Source organism: Rhizobium sp. AN80A, from assembly GCF_030053015.1.
In the GTDB taxonomy this organism is placed as follows: domain Bacteria; phylum Pseudomonadota; class Alphaproteobacteria; order Rhizobiales; family Rhizobiaceae; genus Rhizobium; species Rhizobium metallidurans.
In genome coordinates this window covers 2,350,978-2,366,808 of sequence record NZ_JASJPX010000003.1, presented here as the reverse complement: position 1 = coordinate 2,366,808, position 15,831 = coordinate 2,350,978, and the positions used below count along the sequence as shown (strand labels likewise).

At 59.8% G+C, this 15,831-nt stretch carries 19 protein-coding genes; all 19 read left to right on the top strand.

Features of this window, described 5'->3' with window-relative positions; genetic code table 11:
- Window positions 1–173 precede the first annotated feature (173 nt).
- The 19 genes from P3R82_RS23305 (at window position 174) to P3R82_RS23215 (ending at window position 15,806) form a co-directional block, all read left to right on the top strand.
- Window positions 174–581: a phage regulatory CII family protein gene (locus P3R82_RS23305; protein WP_283195509.1), complete on the top strand. Its 408-nt coding sequence runs from the start codon at window positions 174–176 to the stop codon at window positions 579–581.
- 187 nt (window positions 582–768) lie between these two features.
- Window positions 769–2,322 carry an MT-A70 family methyltransferase gene (locus P3R82_RS23300; protein ID WP_283195508.1) on the top strand — a complete coding sequence of 518 codons (1,554 nt, stop codon included), beginning with the start codon at window positions 769–771 and terminating at the stop codon, window positions 2,320–2,322.
- Window position 2,323: 1 nt separating this feature from the next.
- Complete coding sequence (locus P3R82_RS23295) at window positions 2,324–4,420, top strand: DNA cytosine methyltransferase (protein ID WP_283195507.1); 2,097 nt, start codon at window positions 2,324–2,326, stop codon at window positions 4,418–4,420.
- 29 nt (window positions 4,421–4,449) lie between these two features.
- Window positions 4,450–5,568: a helix-turn-helix domain-containing protein gene (locus P3R82_RS23290; protein ID WP_283195506.1), complete on the top strand. Its 1,119-nt coding sequence runs from the start codon at window positions 4,450–4,452 to the stop codon at window positions 5,566–5,568.
- Window positions 5,552–6,214, top strand: a complete 663-nt coding sequence (locus tag P3R82_RS23285; protein WP_283195505.1) for a transcription termination/antitermination NusG family protein — start codon at window positions 5,552–5,554, stop codon at window positions 6,212–6,214. Before P3R82_RS23290 ends, P3R82_RS23285 begins: the two co-directional genes overlap by 17 nt.
- Window positions 6,215–6,426: 212 nt before the next feature.
- Window positions 6,427–6,816 carry an HNH endonuclease gene (locus P3R82_RS23280; RefSeq protein WP_283195504.1) on the top strand — a complete coding sequence of 130 codons (390 nt, stop codon included), beginning with the start codon at window positions 6,427–6,429 and terminating at the stop codon, window positions 6,814–6,816.
- A 4-nt stretch (window positions 6,817–6,820) separates the two neighbouring features.
- Window positions 6,821–7,087, top strand: coding sequence for a hypothetical protein (locus P3R82_RS23275; protein ID WP_283195503.1), 267 nt, complete (start codon window positions 6,821–6,823; stop codon window positions 7,085–7,087).
- 73 nt (window positions 7,088–7,160) lie between these two features.
- Window positions 7,161–7,667: an AraC family transcriptional regulator gene (locus P3R82_RS23270; RefSeq protein WP_283195502.1), complete on the top strand. Its 507-nt coding sequence runs from the start codon at window positions 7,161–7,163 to the stop codon at window positions 7,665–7,667.
- A gap of 68 nt (window positions 7,668–7,735) precedes the next feature.
- Window positions 7,736–9,370: a terminase large subunit gene (locus tag P3R82_RS23265; RefSeq protein WP_283195501.1), complete on the top strand. Its 1,635-nt coding sequence runs from the start codon at window positions 7,736–7,738 to the stop codon at window positions 9,368–9,370.
- A 3-nt stretch (window positions 9,371–9,373) separates the two neighbouring features.
- On the top strand, window positions 9,374–10,648 hold the full coding sequence (locus tag P3R82_RS23260) for a phage portal protein (RefSeq protein ID WP_283195500.1): 1,275 nt from the start codon (window positions 9,374–9,376) through the stop codon (window positions 10,646–10,648).
- A 46-nt stretch (window positions 10,649–10,694) separates the two neighbouring features.
- Window positions 10,695–11,513, top strand: a complete 819-nt coding sequence (locus tag P3R82_RS23255) for a head maturation protease, ClpP-related (protein WP_283195499.1) — start codon at window positions 10,695–10,697, stop codon at window positions 11,511–11,513.
- A gap of 125 nt (window positions 11,514–11,638) precedes the next feature.
- A complete protein-coding gene (locus tag P3R82_RS23250; protein ID WP_283195498.1) occupies window positions 11,639–12,793 on the top strand; it encodes a phage major capsid protein in 1,155 nt (384 codons plus the stop codon).
- Window positions 12,794–12,863: 70 nt separating this feature from the next.
- Complete coding sequence (locus P3R82_RS23245) at window positions 12,864–13,133, top strand: hypothetical protein (RefSeq protein WP_283195497.1); 270 nt, start codon at window positions 12,864–12,866, stop codon at window positions 13,131–13,133.
- Between the two features lie 11 nt (window positions 13,134–13,144).
- Window positions 13,145–13,441: a head-tail connector protein gene (locus tag P3R82_RS23240; protein WP_283195496.1), complete on the top strand. Its 297-nt coding sequence runs from the start codon at window positions 13,145–13,147 to the stop codon at window positions 13,439–13,441.
- Between the two features lie 4 nt (window positions 13,442–13,445).
- Entirely contained in the window at window positions 13,446–13,829 is a 384-nt protein-coding gene (locus tag P3R82_RS23235; protein WP_283195495.1) for a head-tail adaptor protein, read from the top strand.
- Window positions 13,829–14,245 (top strand): HK97-gp10 family putative phage morphogenesis protein, encoded by a 417-nt coding sequence (locus P3R82_RS23230; RefSeq protein ID WP_283195494.1) that lies wholly within the window; start codon window positions 13,829–13,831, stop codon window positions 14,243–14,245. The genes P3R82_RS23235 and P3R82_RS23230 overlap by 1 nt, the downstream gene beginning before the upstream one ends.
- On the top strand, window positions 14,242–14,667 hold the full coding sequence (locus P3R82_RS23225; RefSeq protein ID WP_283195493.1) for a DUF3168 domain-containing protein: 426 nt from the start codon (window positions 14,242–14,244) through the stop codon (window positions 14,665–14,667). The genes P3R82_RS23230 and P3R82_RS23225 overlap by 4 nt, the downstream gene beginning before the upstream one ends.
- Window positions 14,668–14,949: 282 nt before the next feature.
- Window positions 14,950–15,396, top strand: a complete 447-nt coding sequence (locus P3R82_RS23220) for a phage tail tube protein (protein WP_283195492.1) — start codon at window positions 14,950–14,952, stop codon at window positions 15,394–15,396.
- On the top strand, window positions 15,396–15,806 hold the full coding sequence (locus P3R82_RS23215; RefSeq protein ID WP_283195491.1) for a gene transfer agent family protein: 411 nt from the start codon (window positions 15,396–15,398) through the stop codon (window positions 15,804–15,806). Before P3R82_RS23220 ends, P3R82_RS23215 begins: the two co-directional genes overlap by 1 nt.
- Window positions 15,807–15,831: the final 25 nt, after the last annotated feature.

Sequence of the window (15,831 nt, the reverse complement as noted above, 5' to 3'; positions counted from 1 at the left end):
GGCATCCGGCCCTCCGTGATGTGTTGACGATCGACCAGTAAGGCGCGCGAGCGCGCCGATCACCGAATCCATTTCCGTTTTTGTTTCCTTGATCCTGAGGGGGAGTTTCCGTGCGCACAGTTTCACCGGTCGAAGTTCGTTCGATCAAGGCCGCCACCGAGGCGGCGTACACATTGGGTGGCGGCGTGACCGCTTTCCCGGACCTGACGCGGGTAAATGTGTCGACGCTCTCCAAGTATGCGTCTTTCAACGACGAGCTCACGGAAAACGTCATCCCGTGCGATGTCGCAATCGAGGCCGACCGACGAGCAAAAAGCCCGGTTATCACATCGGCTATGGCTCGTGCGCTTGGCTATCGCCTGGTTGCCGACGACGAGGCACCGACCGCCGGACCGATCACCGAAATGGATGCGCATCGGGTGCTGTCAGAAAGTATGGATCTCTCGAAGGCGATCCTGAACGCCCTTCTCGACAATCGCATCGACGCTCTCGAACGCAAGCAGATTGCCCGGGAGGGCCGCGAAGCTCTGCGGGCAATCGAGCACGTTCTGGCGAAGCTGGAAGAGGGAGGCGGAAATTGAGCACTCCCAACACCGAATGCGCCGCTCGCATGACGGCATTCGACAGTCTTCCCAAGCCGCTCCGTGTCGCGATCGCCGGGGCGGCTTTCGTATGCGAGCCGCGTGAGATGGAAGAGCGCCTGGATCGGGGGCGGTCGCTTGATCGCATCCTGCGCGGTTTGGCGGCTTACGATCGGAGGATCGCGAGATGAGCATCAGCGCAGTCCAAGTAGCCAAGGATAGGCAGGCGGTATTGCTTGCCAAAGCCGTGCGCGACGGGTTCGTCATCAGCGAAAGCTCGTCTGAGCGGGTCTCCTGCATCAAGATGAATGCCAAGGGCATCCTCACTCGCGACGAAAAGAGCGCGGACAAGTGGTATCCGACAGAGCGGGCGGCAGAGCATATGGCGTCCGCGACGGAATCTTCCGACGCTGTTTACCGTGCGGTGACGCGGCGGCGTATTGATACCATCGACAGCGAGGCGCGCCTTCGCATTGTCGATCAGGCCGCAGTCGAGGCTCTGAAGCAATCGATCGGCGAGCATGGACAGAAGACGCCGATCACGGTGCAGGGAAAACCGACTGACGAGCGCGTCACGCTTGGCGCCGGCAAGCACCGCCTGGAGGCGATGCGCCAGCTTGGTGAGGAGTTCATCGACTGCTTTCACGAGGATGTTGACGACCTCGATCGCGAGCTTTGGGAGATCGACGAAAACCTCATCCGCTCCGAACTGACGCCCGCCGACCGGGCACTGTTCACAGCTCGTCGCAAGGAAATCTATCTGCTCAAGCACCCGGAAACCGCCAATGGCGGCGACCGGCGATCAGATCGCCAACTTGGCGAACTGAAAAAAGCAGATACTCAGCGGTTTTCCGCCGCCACCGCTGCAGCCACCGGGCAATCCGAGCGGGTCGTTCAACGCGATGCGGCGCGCGGCGAGCGTATCGTTGACATGGCCCTGCACCTGGTGCGTGGAACCCGGTTGAATAGCGGCGCTTTCCTCGATCGCCTGAAGCACGTTCCGGAGGACAAGCAGGTTCTCTACGTCAAGGCCGCACTCGACGAAGAGAAACGCAAGGCGGCGGATGTCAAGGCGAACCGGCGGGCATTGTCGGAGGTGCGTCATGCCGTGCGACTGACCCACATGGCGCACGTCACGACGAACGGCGCGGCGACGGCTGGGCAAGTGGCGACGCGCTATCCGGTCATCTATGCCGATCCGCCGTGGAAGTTCGGCGTCCATTCGGAAGTGACGGGGCGCGAAAAGAGCCCGGAAAACCACTATCCGACCATGACGACGCACGAGATCTGCGCGCTCTGGGAGCAGATCGGATCGCCAGCTAAGAAGGACGCAGTTCTCTTCCTGTGGGCGACGAACCCGATGTTGCCAGACGCGCTGCGCGTTATGGAAGCGTGGGGTTTCACCTACGTTCATCATTGGATCTGGGACAAGGAAATCGCGGGAACCGGATATTGGGGTCGCGATCGCCACGAGCTGTTGTTGATCGGTCGCCGCGGTGACCCTGCGGCGCCGCTTCCCGGTTCCCAGCCAAACACCGTCCATCGCGAGGCGAAGGGCCGCCACAGCGCGAAGCCTGACTTCTACGCTGAAACGATCGAGCGACTCTACCCGGACATGCCGAGGCTGGAAATGTTCTGCCGCACGCCGCGTCCGGGCTGGACGGCGTGGGGCTTCGAAGCGGCGAACGAGCCGCAAGGCGACGATGCAGACGGCGCGGCGGCGCTTATCGAGGGGGCATAGCATGTATTTGGGCACGCTTTTTGGGGATGCGAGCACATCCGACATTCTGAGGGACTATGGCGGCAGGGTGCCGCCGATGATCATCGACAGTTTCGCCGGGGGCGGCGGCGCTTCGACCGGCATCGAGATGGCGTTGGGTCGCTCGCCTGATATCGCCATCAACCACAATGCGGATGCGCTGGCACTCCATGCCGCCAATCATCCGCAGACGCTGCACCTGTCGGAGAATGTCTACAAGGTCGATGTGCTGGAGTATCTGAAGGGTCGACACGTCGGCCTCGCGTGGTTCTCCCCAGATTGCAAGCATTTCTCCAAAGCCAAGGGCGGCAAGCCCGTCGAGCGCAATATCCGCGATCTTTGCTGGGTAATACCTGGCTGGATCGAGCGCATCCAGAAGAGCGGCGGCAAGGTCGATGTTGTCATCATGGAGAACGTCGAGGAGTTCAAGGATTACGGACCGCTGATGATGACCGACAAGGGGCAGATGCCTGATCCGGAGCGTCGCGGCGAGACCTTTCAGAAATGGTGCAAGGCGTTGCGCCGTCTCGGCGGCAAGATCGAGTACAAGGAGTTGCGCGCCTGCGACTACGGCGCGCCGACGATCCGCAAGCGCCTCTTCGTCATCATCCGCTTCGACAAGAAGCCGATTGTCTGGCCGAAGCCCACCCACGGCGCGCCAGATGATCGTGATGTGATCGCGGGCCGAAAGCTGCCCTGGCGTACGGCGGCCGAGATCATCGATTGGTCACAGCCGTGCCCGTCGATCTTCGACACAACAGATGAAGTGATGGAAAAGCACGGCCTTCGGTCTGTGCGTCCTCTCGCCGACAACACGATGGCGCGCGTTGCGCGCGGCATGAAGCGGTACGTTCTCGATGCGGAACGACCGTTCATCGTCAATCTGACGCATGGTGCGCGCTGCGAGGATGCGGCAGAGCCGTTCAACACGATCACGGGAGCTAACCGGGGAGAAAAGGCCGTCGTTGCCCCTTCGGTGATCCGGATGAATACCGGGGCGACTGGGCAGGATGTCCGAGAGCCGCTGTCGACGATCACGGCGAACAGCTTCATCAAGCGCCCCGGCGGATGCGCTCCGGTTGGTGTCGTCGCGCCGCATCTGATGACGATGCGCAACAGCGGCAAGCCGTTCAATGGAGCGGACGAGCCGACGCATACCATCACGGCAGGTGGCGCAGGTCTGTCTGTTGTGGCGCCGGTTTTAACCTACGCGCAACAGGGCGGCGCCAATCGCAGTGTCGAGGATCCCCATCATACGATCACGGCTAGCGGCAAGGATCAGAACGCTGTTATTGTGCCGTCACTTGTAGGGTGCGGCGGGCGGGCTGGACAGAGCCGTCCACGGGGCGGCGATGAACCTCTCGCAACGATCACCGCAAAGGCTGATGTCTGCTCCGCCGTCGCGTTCATCGCACAACATAATGGTGACCCGCGCAAGGACGGTCAGGACATTGCCCGTCCCGGAAGACACATCGGCGAGCCTATGTCGACCGTGACGTCGACGGGAGCGCAGCAGGGCGTGGTCAGCGCCTTCGTCTCTCGCCAGTTCGGCACGTCGACCGGCCACGAGGCGGAGCAGCCTCTGGCAACCACGACGGCGGATGGCGGAGGAAAGTCGATGCTGGTGGCGCCGTACCTGCAAGCCTATTACGGGACGGGGGATGGCGGCGAGGAGGATCAGCCTTGCCGTACGATCACCACCAAGGATCGGCACGGCCATGTCGAGGCGCGTATCGATGCGCCGCCGTTCACCGCGGCGCAGGAAGGTCGTGCGCGCCAAGTCGCCGATTTTCTTCGTACGCACGGTTTCTGGGACGATCGGGAGTTCGTAACGGTCGAGATCGGCGGCGAGATGTTCGTAATCGTCGATATCGGCATGCGGATGCTGACGCCTCGCGAGCTGTATAACGCCCAAGGCTTCCCTCCGGATTACCTCATCGACGGCGACGGCAATGGGCGCGTGTTCTCGAAGTCTGTGCAGGTCAGCTGCGTCGGCAACTCGGTGTCGCCGCCGGTCGCGGAGGCTCTCGTCGGAGCGAACTGCTGGCATCTGGCGGCCCTACTGGAGGCCGCGGCGTGAGCATCATGATCATGAGCCGCCTGTTCAAGATGAACCTTGGCGGCTGCAATAGAAAGCTTCTGGCGGTGCGCCTGGCGGACTTTGCCGACGACGAAGGGCGCGGCATCTATCCTGGCGTCAAGCGGCTGGCTGAAGAAACGGAACTTTCCGAGCGGACGATCCAGCGCATTCTCGGCGATTTCGTCAGTGAGGGCATCCTCGTCGTCGTCCGCGAGGCTACCGGCCGACGCGGTATCGCCAATGCATACGACTTCGATCTCGCTCGGCTGTTCTCCTATAAGCCCAAAGTCACGGGTGACAGCGTGTCACCCGTGGACGGCGACGATGGGGTGACAAACGAGCAGGTCACGGGTGACACGGACGACGCTGACGGGTGTCACGGTGTCACCCTAACCGTAATAGAACCACCAATAGAACCATCATCTGAGAGAGAGGGCGCGAGCGCGGCTTCTGATGATGATCGAAAGAAGATCGAGAAGGCTTTCCTCAAGTGGCATCCGACGTGGCCCGCTTATCCGAACGGTAGCGAGGACGCAGCGCGCAAGTGCTGGCATGATCTGACGACAGAGCAACGCGCCGCATGCATCGAGCGCACACCGGCTTTCGTCGCCGCGGTGAAGGCCTCGAAGGGTGGGAAGTTCACCTATGCGGCCGTCTACCTCAAGGAGCGGGCCTGGGAGCGCCTTGAGAACCCGAAGGATGAGATCGGCCCTCCATCGATCCACGATCCGTTCAGTCAGCCGTGGATGGCGCTGTTCCTCGCCGAGATGCTCAAGCCCATGTCGACGGTCTGGCCGACGATGACGAGCTTCCAGAAGCAGCACGCAGCCAGCGGCCCGGAGGCAGCGCGCACTGTCGAGCTTGAGCGACGGTCGAAGTACGGATGGCCCAAGGCATCGAGGATGGTTTCTGAGCAGAAGCCAATGACCGTTCCGGCCATGCTGGTTGGCATCTCCGAGAGCTTCGTCGGGATCGACCCGGATAGTGACCTCGCCAAGCGCTGGCGGGCGCTGTTCGAGGGGGCGGGCATGCCTTGGCCGACTTCAGGGTTCAATCGCCTGCAAGTGCCAGCCGGCGAGCCTGCGGAGGCGATGGCGGAATTCAGGAAGACAGTAGCGAGGGAACGGGGCAATGACGATGCAGCATAAGCGGGGCGCATTCGACTTCGACGGTAAAGTTTCGCTCAAGGGGATCGAGAAGCTTGAGCGGATCGCCAGCGAGCAGCGAATCAAGATCGGCAACCTCGCCGAGGCGAGCCGGCGAATTGTCGCTGACCATCCAGAACTGTGCTCATGGTACTGCCTGAAGGTGATCAGCGGACGCGAGCGCGCTGTGGAAAAGCACCTCTACGAAGAAAATGTTGAGGCCTTGGTTCCTACAAAAAAAGGCAAGGAGAAGTGCCACAGAGGCCGGGTGATACCGGCCCCAAGCATCCCGGTCATGCCGGGTTATGTACTGGTCCAGTGTGCTACGAAGGCGCAATGCTTCATCGCGCTTCGAGGCGTAAAGGATGTCATCGGCATCATCGGTGGCGGCGAGAGGCCGTATCCCATCCCTTCGGAATTCATCGAGAAATTCAAACGAAGGGCGGTTCGTGGCGATTACGATTACCGCGTCTCGACAGTCGAGTACGTGGTTGGTCAGGCCCTCAAGGTGACTGACGGTCCCTTTGCCGGCTTCACTGGATTGGTGACAGACTTCGAGCCATCCAAGAACCGGGTGACCGTTGAGGTGATGATGTTCGGTCGCTCCACGCCGCTGGAATTGGATATTGCGCAAGTCGAAGAATCATGAGTACAAAGCGCTCACGGATGATCCGATGATCCTGATAGTGAGCCCCTGAGAACGCAGTAGCATGCGGGAACGTAAGTTCTGGGGTTGGTACACCGGTCGGACCCCGCCCTACAGCCTCAAGCACCAGAGGCATCGATTCAGGGCAAGTGCTACTGCTATGACTAGACGTTTGACGAGGCGGCCTAACGGTCGCCTTTGCTGTATCTAGAGATATGGGCAGACTTCAATCGCTTAAGCCACGGCTGCAGACGTTGGGCAGTCGCCTCACTCCATCGGCAACAGCGCCGGCATCGAGGCAAGAGGCAGAGGCTGAGCGACATCGCCAGCGTGACGCCAACCTCGAACATCGCAAGTGGTACAAGACCAGCAGATGGCAGAAGCTTCGAGAGCAGGTGCTGTTGCGCGACGCCTTCACATGCCAGCGCACTGGCGTGCTGTGCATCGGCAAGCATCCAGCGCCCAACAGTCCGGTCGCCGACCACAAGAAGGCGCACCACGGTGATGAGGCGCTCTTCTGGGACATCAACAATCTGCACTGTGTGAGCAAGGCTTACCACGACAGCGAGAAGCAGAAGCAGGAGCGGGCACAGCCCGGATGGTGATATCATGCAGATAGCGATGATCGAGCGAGCAACCCGCGTCCTCGGCAAGAGCCAAGGCTATCTCGGCCTTCCTCTGCGCGACGAGCTGATCAACTGCACGGTCGGTGGCGAGGGCACACCCGCAATGGTGACAGCATGGACGCCGACACCTGACGAACTGGAGCGCTTGAATGCTGGCGCCTCCGTGCACCTTCGCATCCTCGGCACCATGCACCCTCCCGTCATGGTCGAGGTCGGCGAGGTGCCGACCGAGACCCCGATCGAGGCCTAGGGGGGCGGGTCGAAAGTCTGAGACCCCCTTCCGGCCTAGACCCGCGCCCCTCTCACGCAGAGATTTTTTTTGGATGAGCGACAATTTTGACCTGTTCGGTCACGCCATTCCTGACTGGCAAGGGAAGCGCGGACGACCACCATATGAGGCATCCGACAAAGACCGGAACAAAATCAAGCTGTTACTCGCGCTCGGCTGGTCGATCGAGCGGATGGCAAACGGGATTGGGGTCTCTCCAGCGACTTTAAAACGTTATTTTAGAGCCGAACTCAAACAGCGCGACGCGATGCGTGACCGGCTCGATGCAAGACGTTTTGAGATTGCGATGGATCAGGCAAACGCCGGAAACGTCGCTGCGCTGAAGGAGCTTGGCAAGATGCTCGACAGCAACGATCGGATGGGGATGGATCAGCGACTTCGGGATGCGCAGGCAAGCAGAAGGACCGATACCCAGAAGTCGAAGGACCAAGACGCGCCACAGGGTAAAAAAGAGGCCGCCAAGGCAGCCGCGAAGACCGCCGGCGCCGACAGCCACTGGGGCAGTGACCTCCTACCAGGTATTCAAGGGAAACCTAACTAATGGACACAGCTTGGATGCCGGCTTCGACTTGGTCGACTGCCGTCCCAGACTGGAAGGAGCGCATTCGGTTGCGCAAGTCCATGGTTCCAGATCTGCCTCTCTTTGACGCTATGGCGGAAAAGGCGCTCAGGATATTCAAGCGCCTGCGAGTACCCGATGTCATCGGTCACCCGACCTACGGTGAAGCGTGCGACGAGTGGGTCTTTGAGATCGTCCGCGTCATATTCGGCAGCTATGATCCGGACCTTAAGCGGCGCATGTTGCGAGAATTCTTCTTGCTGGTGCCCAAGAAGAACGGAAAGTCATCGATCGCAGCAGCAATCATGGTGACGGCCGCCATCCTCAATGAGCGGCCGGAAGCGGAACTGTTGCTGATCGCACCAACGAAAACCATTGCCGGCATCTCGTTTAAGCAGGCCGCCGGTATAGTCCGTTTGGATGTGGAGCTGTCCAAGCTGTTTCACATTCAGGATCACCTGAAGACCATCACGCACCTGAACACCCTCGCGGTGATCATCGTCAAGGCTGCAGCCGCTGACGTTATTACCGGTTCGAAGGCGACTTACATTTTGATCGATGAGACGCACGTCTTTGCGACCATGGCAAAGGCCGCTGACATCTTCGTCGAAATCCGCGGCTCTTTGGCGGCCCGGCCCGATGGCTTTCTGGTGCAAATCACAACCCAGTCAAAGACACCGCCGACAGGCGTGTTCAAGGCTGAGTTGAAGAAGGCTCGCGATGTGCGCGACGGGCTCTTTGTATTTCCGATGCTGGCGGTCCTCTATGAGTTGCCTGCAGAGGATGCTGTCGATGGCGGTTGGATGCGTCGCGAGTTGTGGGGTTTGGTCAATCCAAACCTCAACAGATCCGTCGATGAAGCATACCTGGCCGGTGAGATCGCCACGGCCATGCGCGAAGGCCCCGAGAAGCTGGCGCTAATCGCGTCGCAGCATTTCAATGTCGAGATTGGCCTTGGCTTGCATGCTGATCGATGGGCTGGCGCCGATTACTGGCTATCCGCCGCTATCGAAGGCCTAACCCTCGACGACTTGCTGGCCGAATGTGATGTCGCGGTGGTTGGCGTCGACGGGGGTGGTCTCGATGACTTGATGGCCGTGGCGGTGATAGGTCGGCACAGAGAAACAAGAAACTGGCTCCACTGGGGGCGCGCCTGGGCTCACGAGGATGTCTTCGAGCGGCGGCAGGAAATTGCCCCACGTCTTCGTCAGTTCGAGCAAGAAGGCGACCTCGTCGTTTGCAAGGAAGTTGACGACGACGTCAGGGAGATTGCCGACATTTGTGAGCGCATTCTCGTGGCGGGCTTGTTGCCGGAGAAGGCAGGGATCGGTCTCGATGCATATGGCATTGCCACTTTGCTCGACGAGCTCGGCGAAAGAGGTATCGGCGGCGAGCAGACGTTGGCGGTTGGGCAGGGCTGGAAGCTTCAGTCCGCAATCAACACGCTGCCACGAAAGCTAAAAGACCGGACAATGGTCCACTGCGGGCAGCCGCTGATGGCGTGGGCCGCCAGCAATGCAAAAACAGAACTGCGCGGGTCGAACTATCTCGTAACAAAGCAGGCCGCCGGAGCTTCGAAGATCGACCCTCTCATGGCGCTCTTCAATGCCGCGATGCTGATGTTCCTAAATCCAGAGGCAACCGGGCGATCCACCTACGAGACGCACGGCATAAGGATGATCTAGCCCATGGGCCTTCGTGATTTGTTTCGGTCGAAGAATGCGGACGCTTCCTCGCCTCGCGCGGACATCTCGGGTGATTCTGTGCAGCTTTATTCGCTGGACGATCCGCGCCTAGTGGAGTTCCTGCGGTTCGGATTCGAAAGTAATTCGGGTGTGCCGGTCTCGGTCGAAACCGCCATGCGGAACACGTCATTGTTCCGCGCCTTCAGCCTGATATCGTACGCAATCGGGATGCTTCCGTTCCAGTTGATCGACAACCAAACGAAGCAGAAAGCGTCAGATCATCCGCTTTATAGGCTTATGCATCGTGAACCGAACGGGTGGCAGACGGCTTTCGACTTCCGGTCTCTCATGCAGCTGAGGGCTCTTTCACACGGCAATGGATATGCGCGGATTGTACGGTCCTATGATGTTCGCCTCGGTCGAAGGGTTGTCAGTCAGTTAATACCCCTTGATCCGACAATGGTCACGCCGGTGCAGAATTCCGACTGGTCGATCACCTACAGGTATCAGCCAAAGAATGGTCCGCTGCAACTCCTGGCGAGCCGAGACGTTTTTCACCTTCGTGGTCTTTCTCTTGACGGACTGTGTGGCATCTCGCTCGTCAAGCAGGCAAGGGATGCGATCGGCATTGCACTTTCCGCCGAGCTAGCGGCTGCGCGGCTATTCAAAAACGGCACTTTTGTCGGCGGCATGCTCAAGCACCCTGGCAAACTGTCTGACCCGGCTTTCGAGCGCCTGAAAGCCAGCCTTGCGGAAAAGGAGGGCGCGGATAACGCCGGCAAGAACCTCATTCTTGAGGAGGGAATGGCGTATGATGTTCCCGGCAGCAACGCGCGCGACGCACAGTTGACCGAGATCAGGAAACTGCAAGTCGAGGAGATCGCCCGCGTGAGCGGCGTCCCTCGTCCCCTGCTTATGGTCGACGAAACTAGTTGGGGATCCGGTATCGAAGCGCTGGGCCGGTTCTTCGTCCAGTATGCTCTTGGGCCGTGGTTTACGGCGTGGGAGCAATCTGTTGAGCGCTCACTTCTCGAAGACGAAGAGAAGGAGCGGTTTTCCGCGAAGTTCAATGCTGGCGCTTTGTTGCGCGGCTCCATGAAAGATCAGGCGGACTTCTTCGCCAAGGCACTGGGCGCTGGTGGCGCGCCAGGCTGGATGTCCCAGAATGAAGTTAGAGACCTGTCCGACATGCCTCCCACGGCGGGCGGCGATGACGTCAGCAAGGGCGCGATGAGCGCTCAGGCAAACACCCCGAAAGGAAATGGCAATGACGTGTGATCGTCGGTCGACAGTTTTCGCGAAGGCCCGCCACGGTGCGCTTCCTATGCCCGCCAACCGCGACGTCTGCGCGCTGACAAAATCGTCTGTGCTGGACAAGTGGGCGGCCGATGCTTCCGGCATTCGCGCGATCGAGCAGGGTGACAATGTCATCACCATGTTTGACGTCATCGGCGAGGATTATTGGAGTGGCGGCGGCATCACGGCGAAGCGTGTCGCGGCACAGCTCCGTGCAATCGGCGATCGGCCCGTCGAGGTGCAGATCAACAGCCCAGGCGGCGACATGTTCGAGGGTATCGCGATCTACAATGTGCTTCGCGAGCATCCCCAGGATATCACCGTCAAGGTGATGGGAATGGCGGCCTCTGCTGCCTCGATCATAGCTATGGCAGGTGATCGCATTGAGATCGGCGCTGCTTCCTTCCTGATGATCCATAATTGCTGGGTCATTGCCATCGGAAACCGCCACGACATGGCGGAAACGGCCGATTGGTTGGCGCCGTTCGACCAGGCGATGGTTGATCTCTACGCCGCCAAGACCGGCCGTGATGCAAAGGACGTCGCGAAATGGATGGACGCGGAAACCTATATGTCTGGATCGCAGGCGATCGAGCGCGGCTTTGCCGACGCATTGCTTTCCGCCGACACTATGAAAGTCGATGAGGACGCGAAGTCTCGCGACCAAGATGTCAACGAATTGCGCGCTCTCGAGTTGTCGCTGGTTTCTGCCGGCAGCTCTCGCACTGACGCTCGTGCGCGCATCAACAAGATCAAAGGCACGCCAGGCGCTGCCTCTGAAGCCACGCCCGGCGCTGGCGACGAATGGACCGGACTCACCGGTTTGCTTTCCACCCTTAAATCCTGAAACACAAGGAGCTTCAAATGAAGCATGTTTCTCCCAGCGCCGCACTCGCAGCCGCGACGGCTCTCTCGACCCCGCGCGCCGTAACGGGACTTGGCATCCGCGCGGATGCCAATGACCCGAAGGCGATGATTTCGGCCCTCCAGTCGGCCTTCGAGGACTTCAAGAAAGCGCACGACGACAAGCTCAACAGCAAGGCGGACGTTGTCGTCAACGAGAAGGTCGAGCGCATCGACGCCGCTGTCGGCAATTTCCAGAAGGCAATTGACGACCTGAATGCCAAGATGGCTGCTGCGAACCTCGGCGGCGCCGTTATCGGTGATCTGCAGGCGGACCCTGAATATGTGAACGCCTTCAAGGCTCACATGCGCAAGGGCGACGTCCAGGCCGCGATGACGAAGGGCACCGATGCTGATGGTGGTTATCTCGCTCCCGTCGAGTGGGATCGCACCATCACCAACAAGCTGAAGGAAATCTCGCCCATCCGCGCCAGTGCCCGGGTAATCTCTATCACCGGTGCTGGATTCAAGAAGCTGTTTAACGACCGTGCCATCGGCTCCGGCTGGGTTGGTGAGACGGCTTCGCGCCCGGCAACCTCGACGCCGCAGATCGGCACGCTGGATTTCGTTCCAGGCGAAATTTACGCTAATCCAGCCATCTCTCAGCAGCTTCTCGACGATGCGGCTATCAACCTTGAGCAGTGGCTCGCCGACGAAGTTGATGCCGAGTTCGCCCGCCAGGAAGGGATCGCTTTTATCTCCGGCGATGGCGCGAATAAGCCGTTTGGCATCCTCACCTATGTGACCGGCGCCGCTAATGCTGCGAAGCACCCTTGGGGCGCTATCCCGGTGGTCAACAGTGGCGCGGCCGCTGCTTTCACCTCGGATGGTTTCATCGACCTGTTCTACAGCCTGCCGGCTGCGTATCGCTCGAATGCGAAGCTTTATGCCAACCGCCTGTCGCAGTCGTCGATGCGCAAGCTGAAAGACGGGCAGAATAACTACCTGTGGCAGCCGTCATATGCTGCCGGCCAGCCGGCAACACTTGCTGGCGAAACCATCGTCGAGGTTCCCGACATGCCGGGCGTTGCGGCGAACAACATCGCTGCGCTCTACGGCGACATGGATGCAACCTATCTGGTTGTTGACCGTGTTGGCATCCGCGTTCTGCGTGATCCCTTCACCAACAAGCCGTTCGTGCATTTCTATACGACCAAGCGAGTCGGCGGCGGCGTCCACAATCCGGAGCCTATGCGCGCCCTTAAGGTCGCCGTGAACCCCTAGTCCACCTGAAGCAATACGGGAGGCGACTTTTCGCCTCCCGCGTTCCAACCATCAACCAAGAGGCATCATCATGGTTACGAAGAAGGCCAAAACGGTCGAGACGATCGATCCTAACGCCCCAACGGGAAGTGTCGCGCCTGCCACGGAGTTTGATCCTTCGGGTGCGCCGATTCAGACTGTTGCTGACGTCGATCCGTCACATCCGGCTGTTGATGCGGATCCCCGCGCCAACACCACCGAAAAGCAGAACCGGATCGATTTCAATGATCCCTCCCTCTCTGGATCCGAGGCTGTCGCCAAGGCGCTAGGGTACAAGTCTGAAAACGGCGAAGAAAAGTAAGGAAGTCTGCTATGGGAAACGTCGTCGTCCTCTCTACTGGCCCGCTCTACACGCTCGCCGAGGTGAAGGAGCATCTGCGCGTCGACACCGATGACGACGACGTAACCATTCAGGCATACATGAATGCGGCGGAAAGCGCTGTTCTTCAATATTGCAACATCTCGCTCGTCCCTGTCAGCACTGAGCAGGTCTTCAAGGTGGCCGCAATGATGTACGTGGCCTCGCTTTACGAGGATCGCGGTGGGTTAGACGGCTTGCCCAGGTCGAGCAGGTTGCTGATTGATCCTTACCGCTGGCTTAGGGTTTGAGTCGATGGATAAGCGTGATGCAGGTCGACTCAAAGAGAAGGTGGCCTTTGATGAGCGCGCCGATCAGGATGACGGCTCTGGGAATATTCAAGGCGGCTTCGTCGAGAAATTCCAGCGTCGCGCCGGGTTCACCTTCTTGCGCGGTGGCGAGTCCGTAGTTGCTTCCCGTTTGGAAGGGCGTCAACCGATCGTCGTGCGTCTCCGCCGCGACAGCGACACGCTTAAGATTCAGCAGGACTGGCGCATGCGCGATACGCGGAACGGTGCTTGGCAAGGCGTTGGCGATGAGCGTTATTGGGATGGGCCTATTTACGCGGTTCGCTCAATCGCTGTTACTGACGATCGCCAGTTTCTCGACGTCATGGTCGAGAGCGGGGTCGCTGCCTGATGGTTGAGGGAATTGCCGCGCTCAAGAAGAAGCTCACAGTCGAGATGCCGAAGCGTGTCGAGGAAGCAACGCGCGCCGCGATGGAGAAGAGCGCCGAGGAGCTTGTCTCGATGATGAAGCGCCTTGCACCGATCGATACTGGGGATCTCCAGATGTCGATATCGTGGACGTGGGGTGACGCTCCGGATGGAGCTGTCGTCGTCGGCGAAAGCGCTGAAGACAGTCGTGGCCTCAAGATCACGATCTACGCCGGCAGCAAGGCTGCGTACTACGCTCGATGGGTCGAATTCGGCACCAAAGAGCAGCCGGCACATCCTTATTTCTATCCGGCCTATCGTGCGCTCCGGAAGCGGATCAAGTCCCGCACAGTGCGCGCCATGAAAAAGGCCATTCAGGCAGAAAGCGCTTCAGAATGACCAGCCCGGCGGCAGAGACCTGGAAGCTTATACAGAATACGCTCGCTGCCGATCCCGGTGTCATGGCTCTGGTCGATACGGTTTATGACAAGGTTGGCACTAATCCTTGGAAGGGCAAGAATGCGCACATCAGCCGAGGACCCGTCTATGCGGTGGATGATGGCGCAGATTGCATCGACAGTCTCGAAATCACCTTTCAGGTCGATGTGTGGTCGCGCAAACCGAACCGTTGGCAGTGCGATGACATCGTCGAGGCTGTTCGAAAGGCGTTGCACGAGCGGGACGATCTACAGCTGGCAGAGAATGCACTGCTTCAGCTGCGAGTGACCTTGTCGAGAGTGATTGATGATCCGGACCCGCTAACGGTTCACGGCATAGTTCAGGTGACGGCTTCCGTCGAGCGTCCTGGTGGAGATGAATGATGGCTTGGATGATCGTAAAGACTGGCGCCACTTATCGGCGGCCGCGCTCCAAGTTTTCGTTCACCTTTCCCGCTGATCCCGAGCCGCAATCCTGGCCTCAAGATGTCGTCGATTATGCCGTCTCCAAAGGATTGGCGGAAGAGGTCCGGCCTCCCAATCGGGAGGCGGCGAAAGCTCGCAAGGGCAAATCTCGGGCTCAATAGCCCACTCACCTGAACCGGGCCTCAAGCCCTTGTCGATCGACTGGCGAAAGCCGGTCCGCTTTTCCAATGGAGAACTGCAATGGCAGACGCTACTACCGCGAAATTCCAGCACATGGTTGTGGAATTCGAAACTGAGACGCCCGGCACCTGGTCGAAAATCTGCGGTGTCACGCAGCGCGGCGTCAATCGCTCTTCGACGATGCAGACGTCGGAGGTGCCTGACTGCGAAGACGAGTCGAAGCCCAACAGCATCGAGCGCTCGGTCCAGTCGCAGGAAGTGACTATTTCCGGGACAGGCGTCTGGGCAGCGCAGAGCCATGAACTGATGCTGGACTGGTGGTACTCCGGCCAAACCAAGAAGATCCGCGTCGGTCATCTCAAGGCTGCTGTCGGCGATACCGAGTACGAGACGGGCAATGCGTATCTCGTCAGCCTGAACAATACGGCTGAAAAAGGCCCGAGCGTCACCGCTGAAATCGAGATTCAGTTCGACGGCTTGCCGGTCCGCACCGCGAAGGCGGCCTGATGCGCGGATCGGAAACAATCGTTTGGCCAGGCGGAGAGCATGAATTCCGCCTGGGTATCGGCGAGTTGCGTGCTCTTGAGCAGCGTTGCGATGCCGGTTGCGCTGTTGTCATGATGCGGCTGCTCGGACAGCAGTGGAAGATCGACGACGTTATCCAGCCGATCCGCCTAGGTCTTATGGCCACGGGAACGCCGCAGGATGCCGCGCAGAAGATCATTGACTCGGCAATGGACATGGCCAGCCCCTATGCTCTGGCCATCACTGCAGCGGAGATCCTTCGTCGATTCATCATGTGGGAGATGGATGATAAGCCGGGGGAGCCACAAGCGGGGGCGGAGAGCCCGACCCAAACCCGCTTCCAAACGGACGAACCAGGTGGTCCAGTTACTACGGGGCCGGAGCCGTCGTAGGTTACACCCCGCGTGACGTCGATGA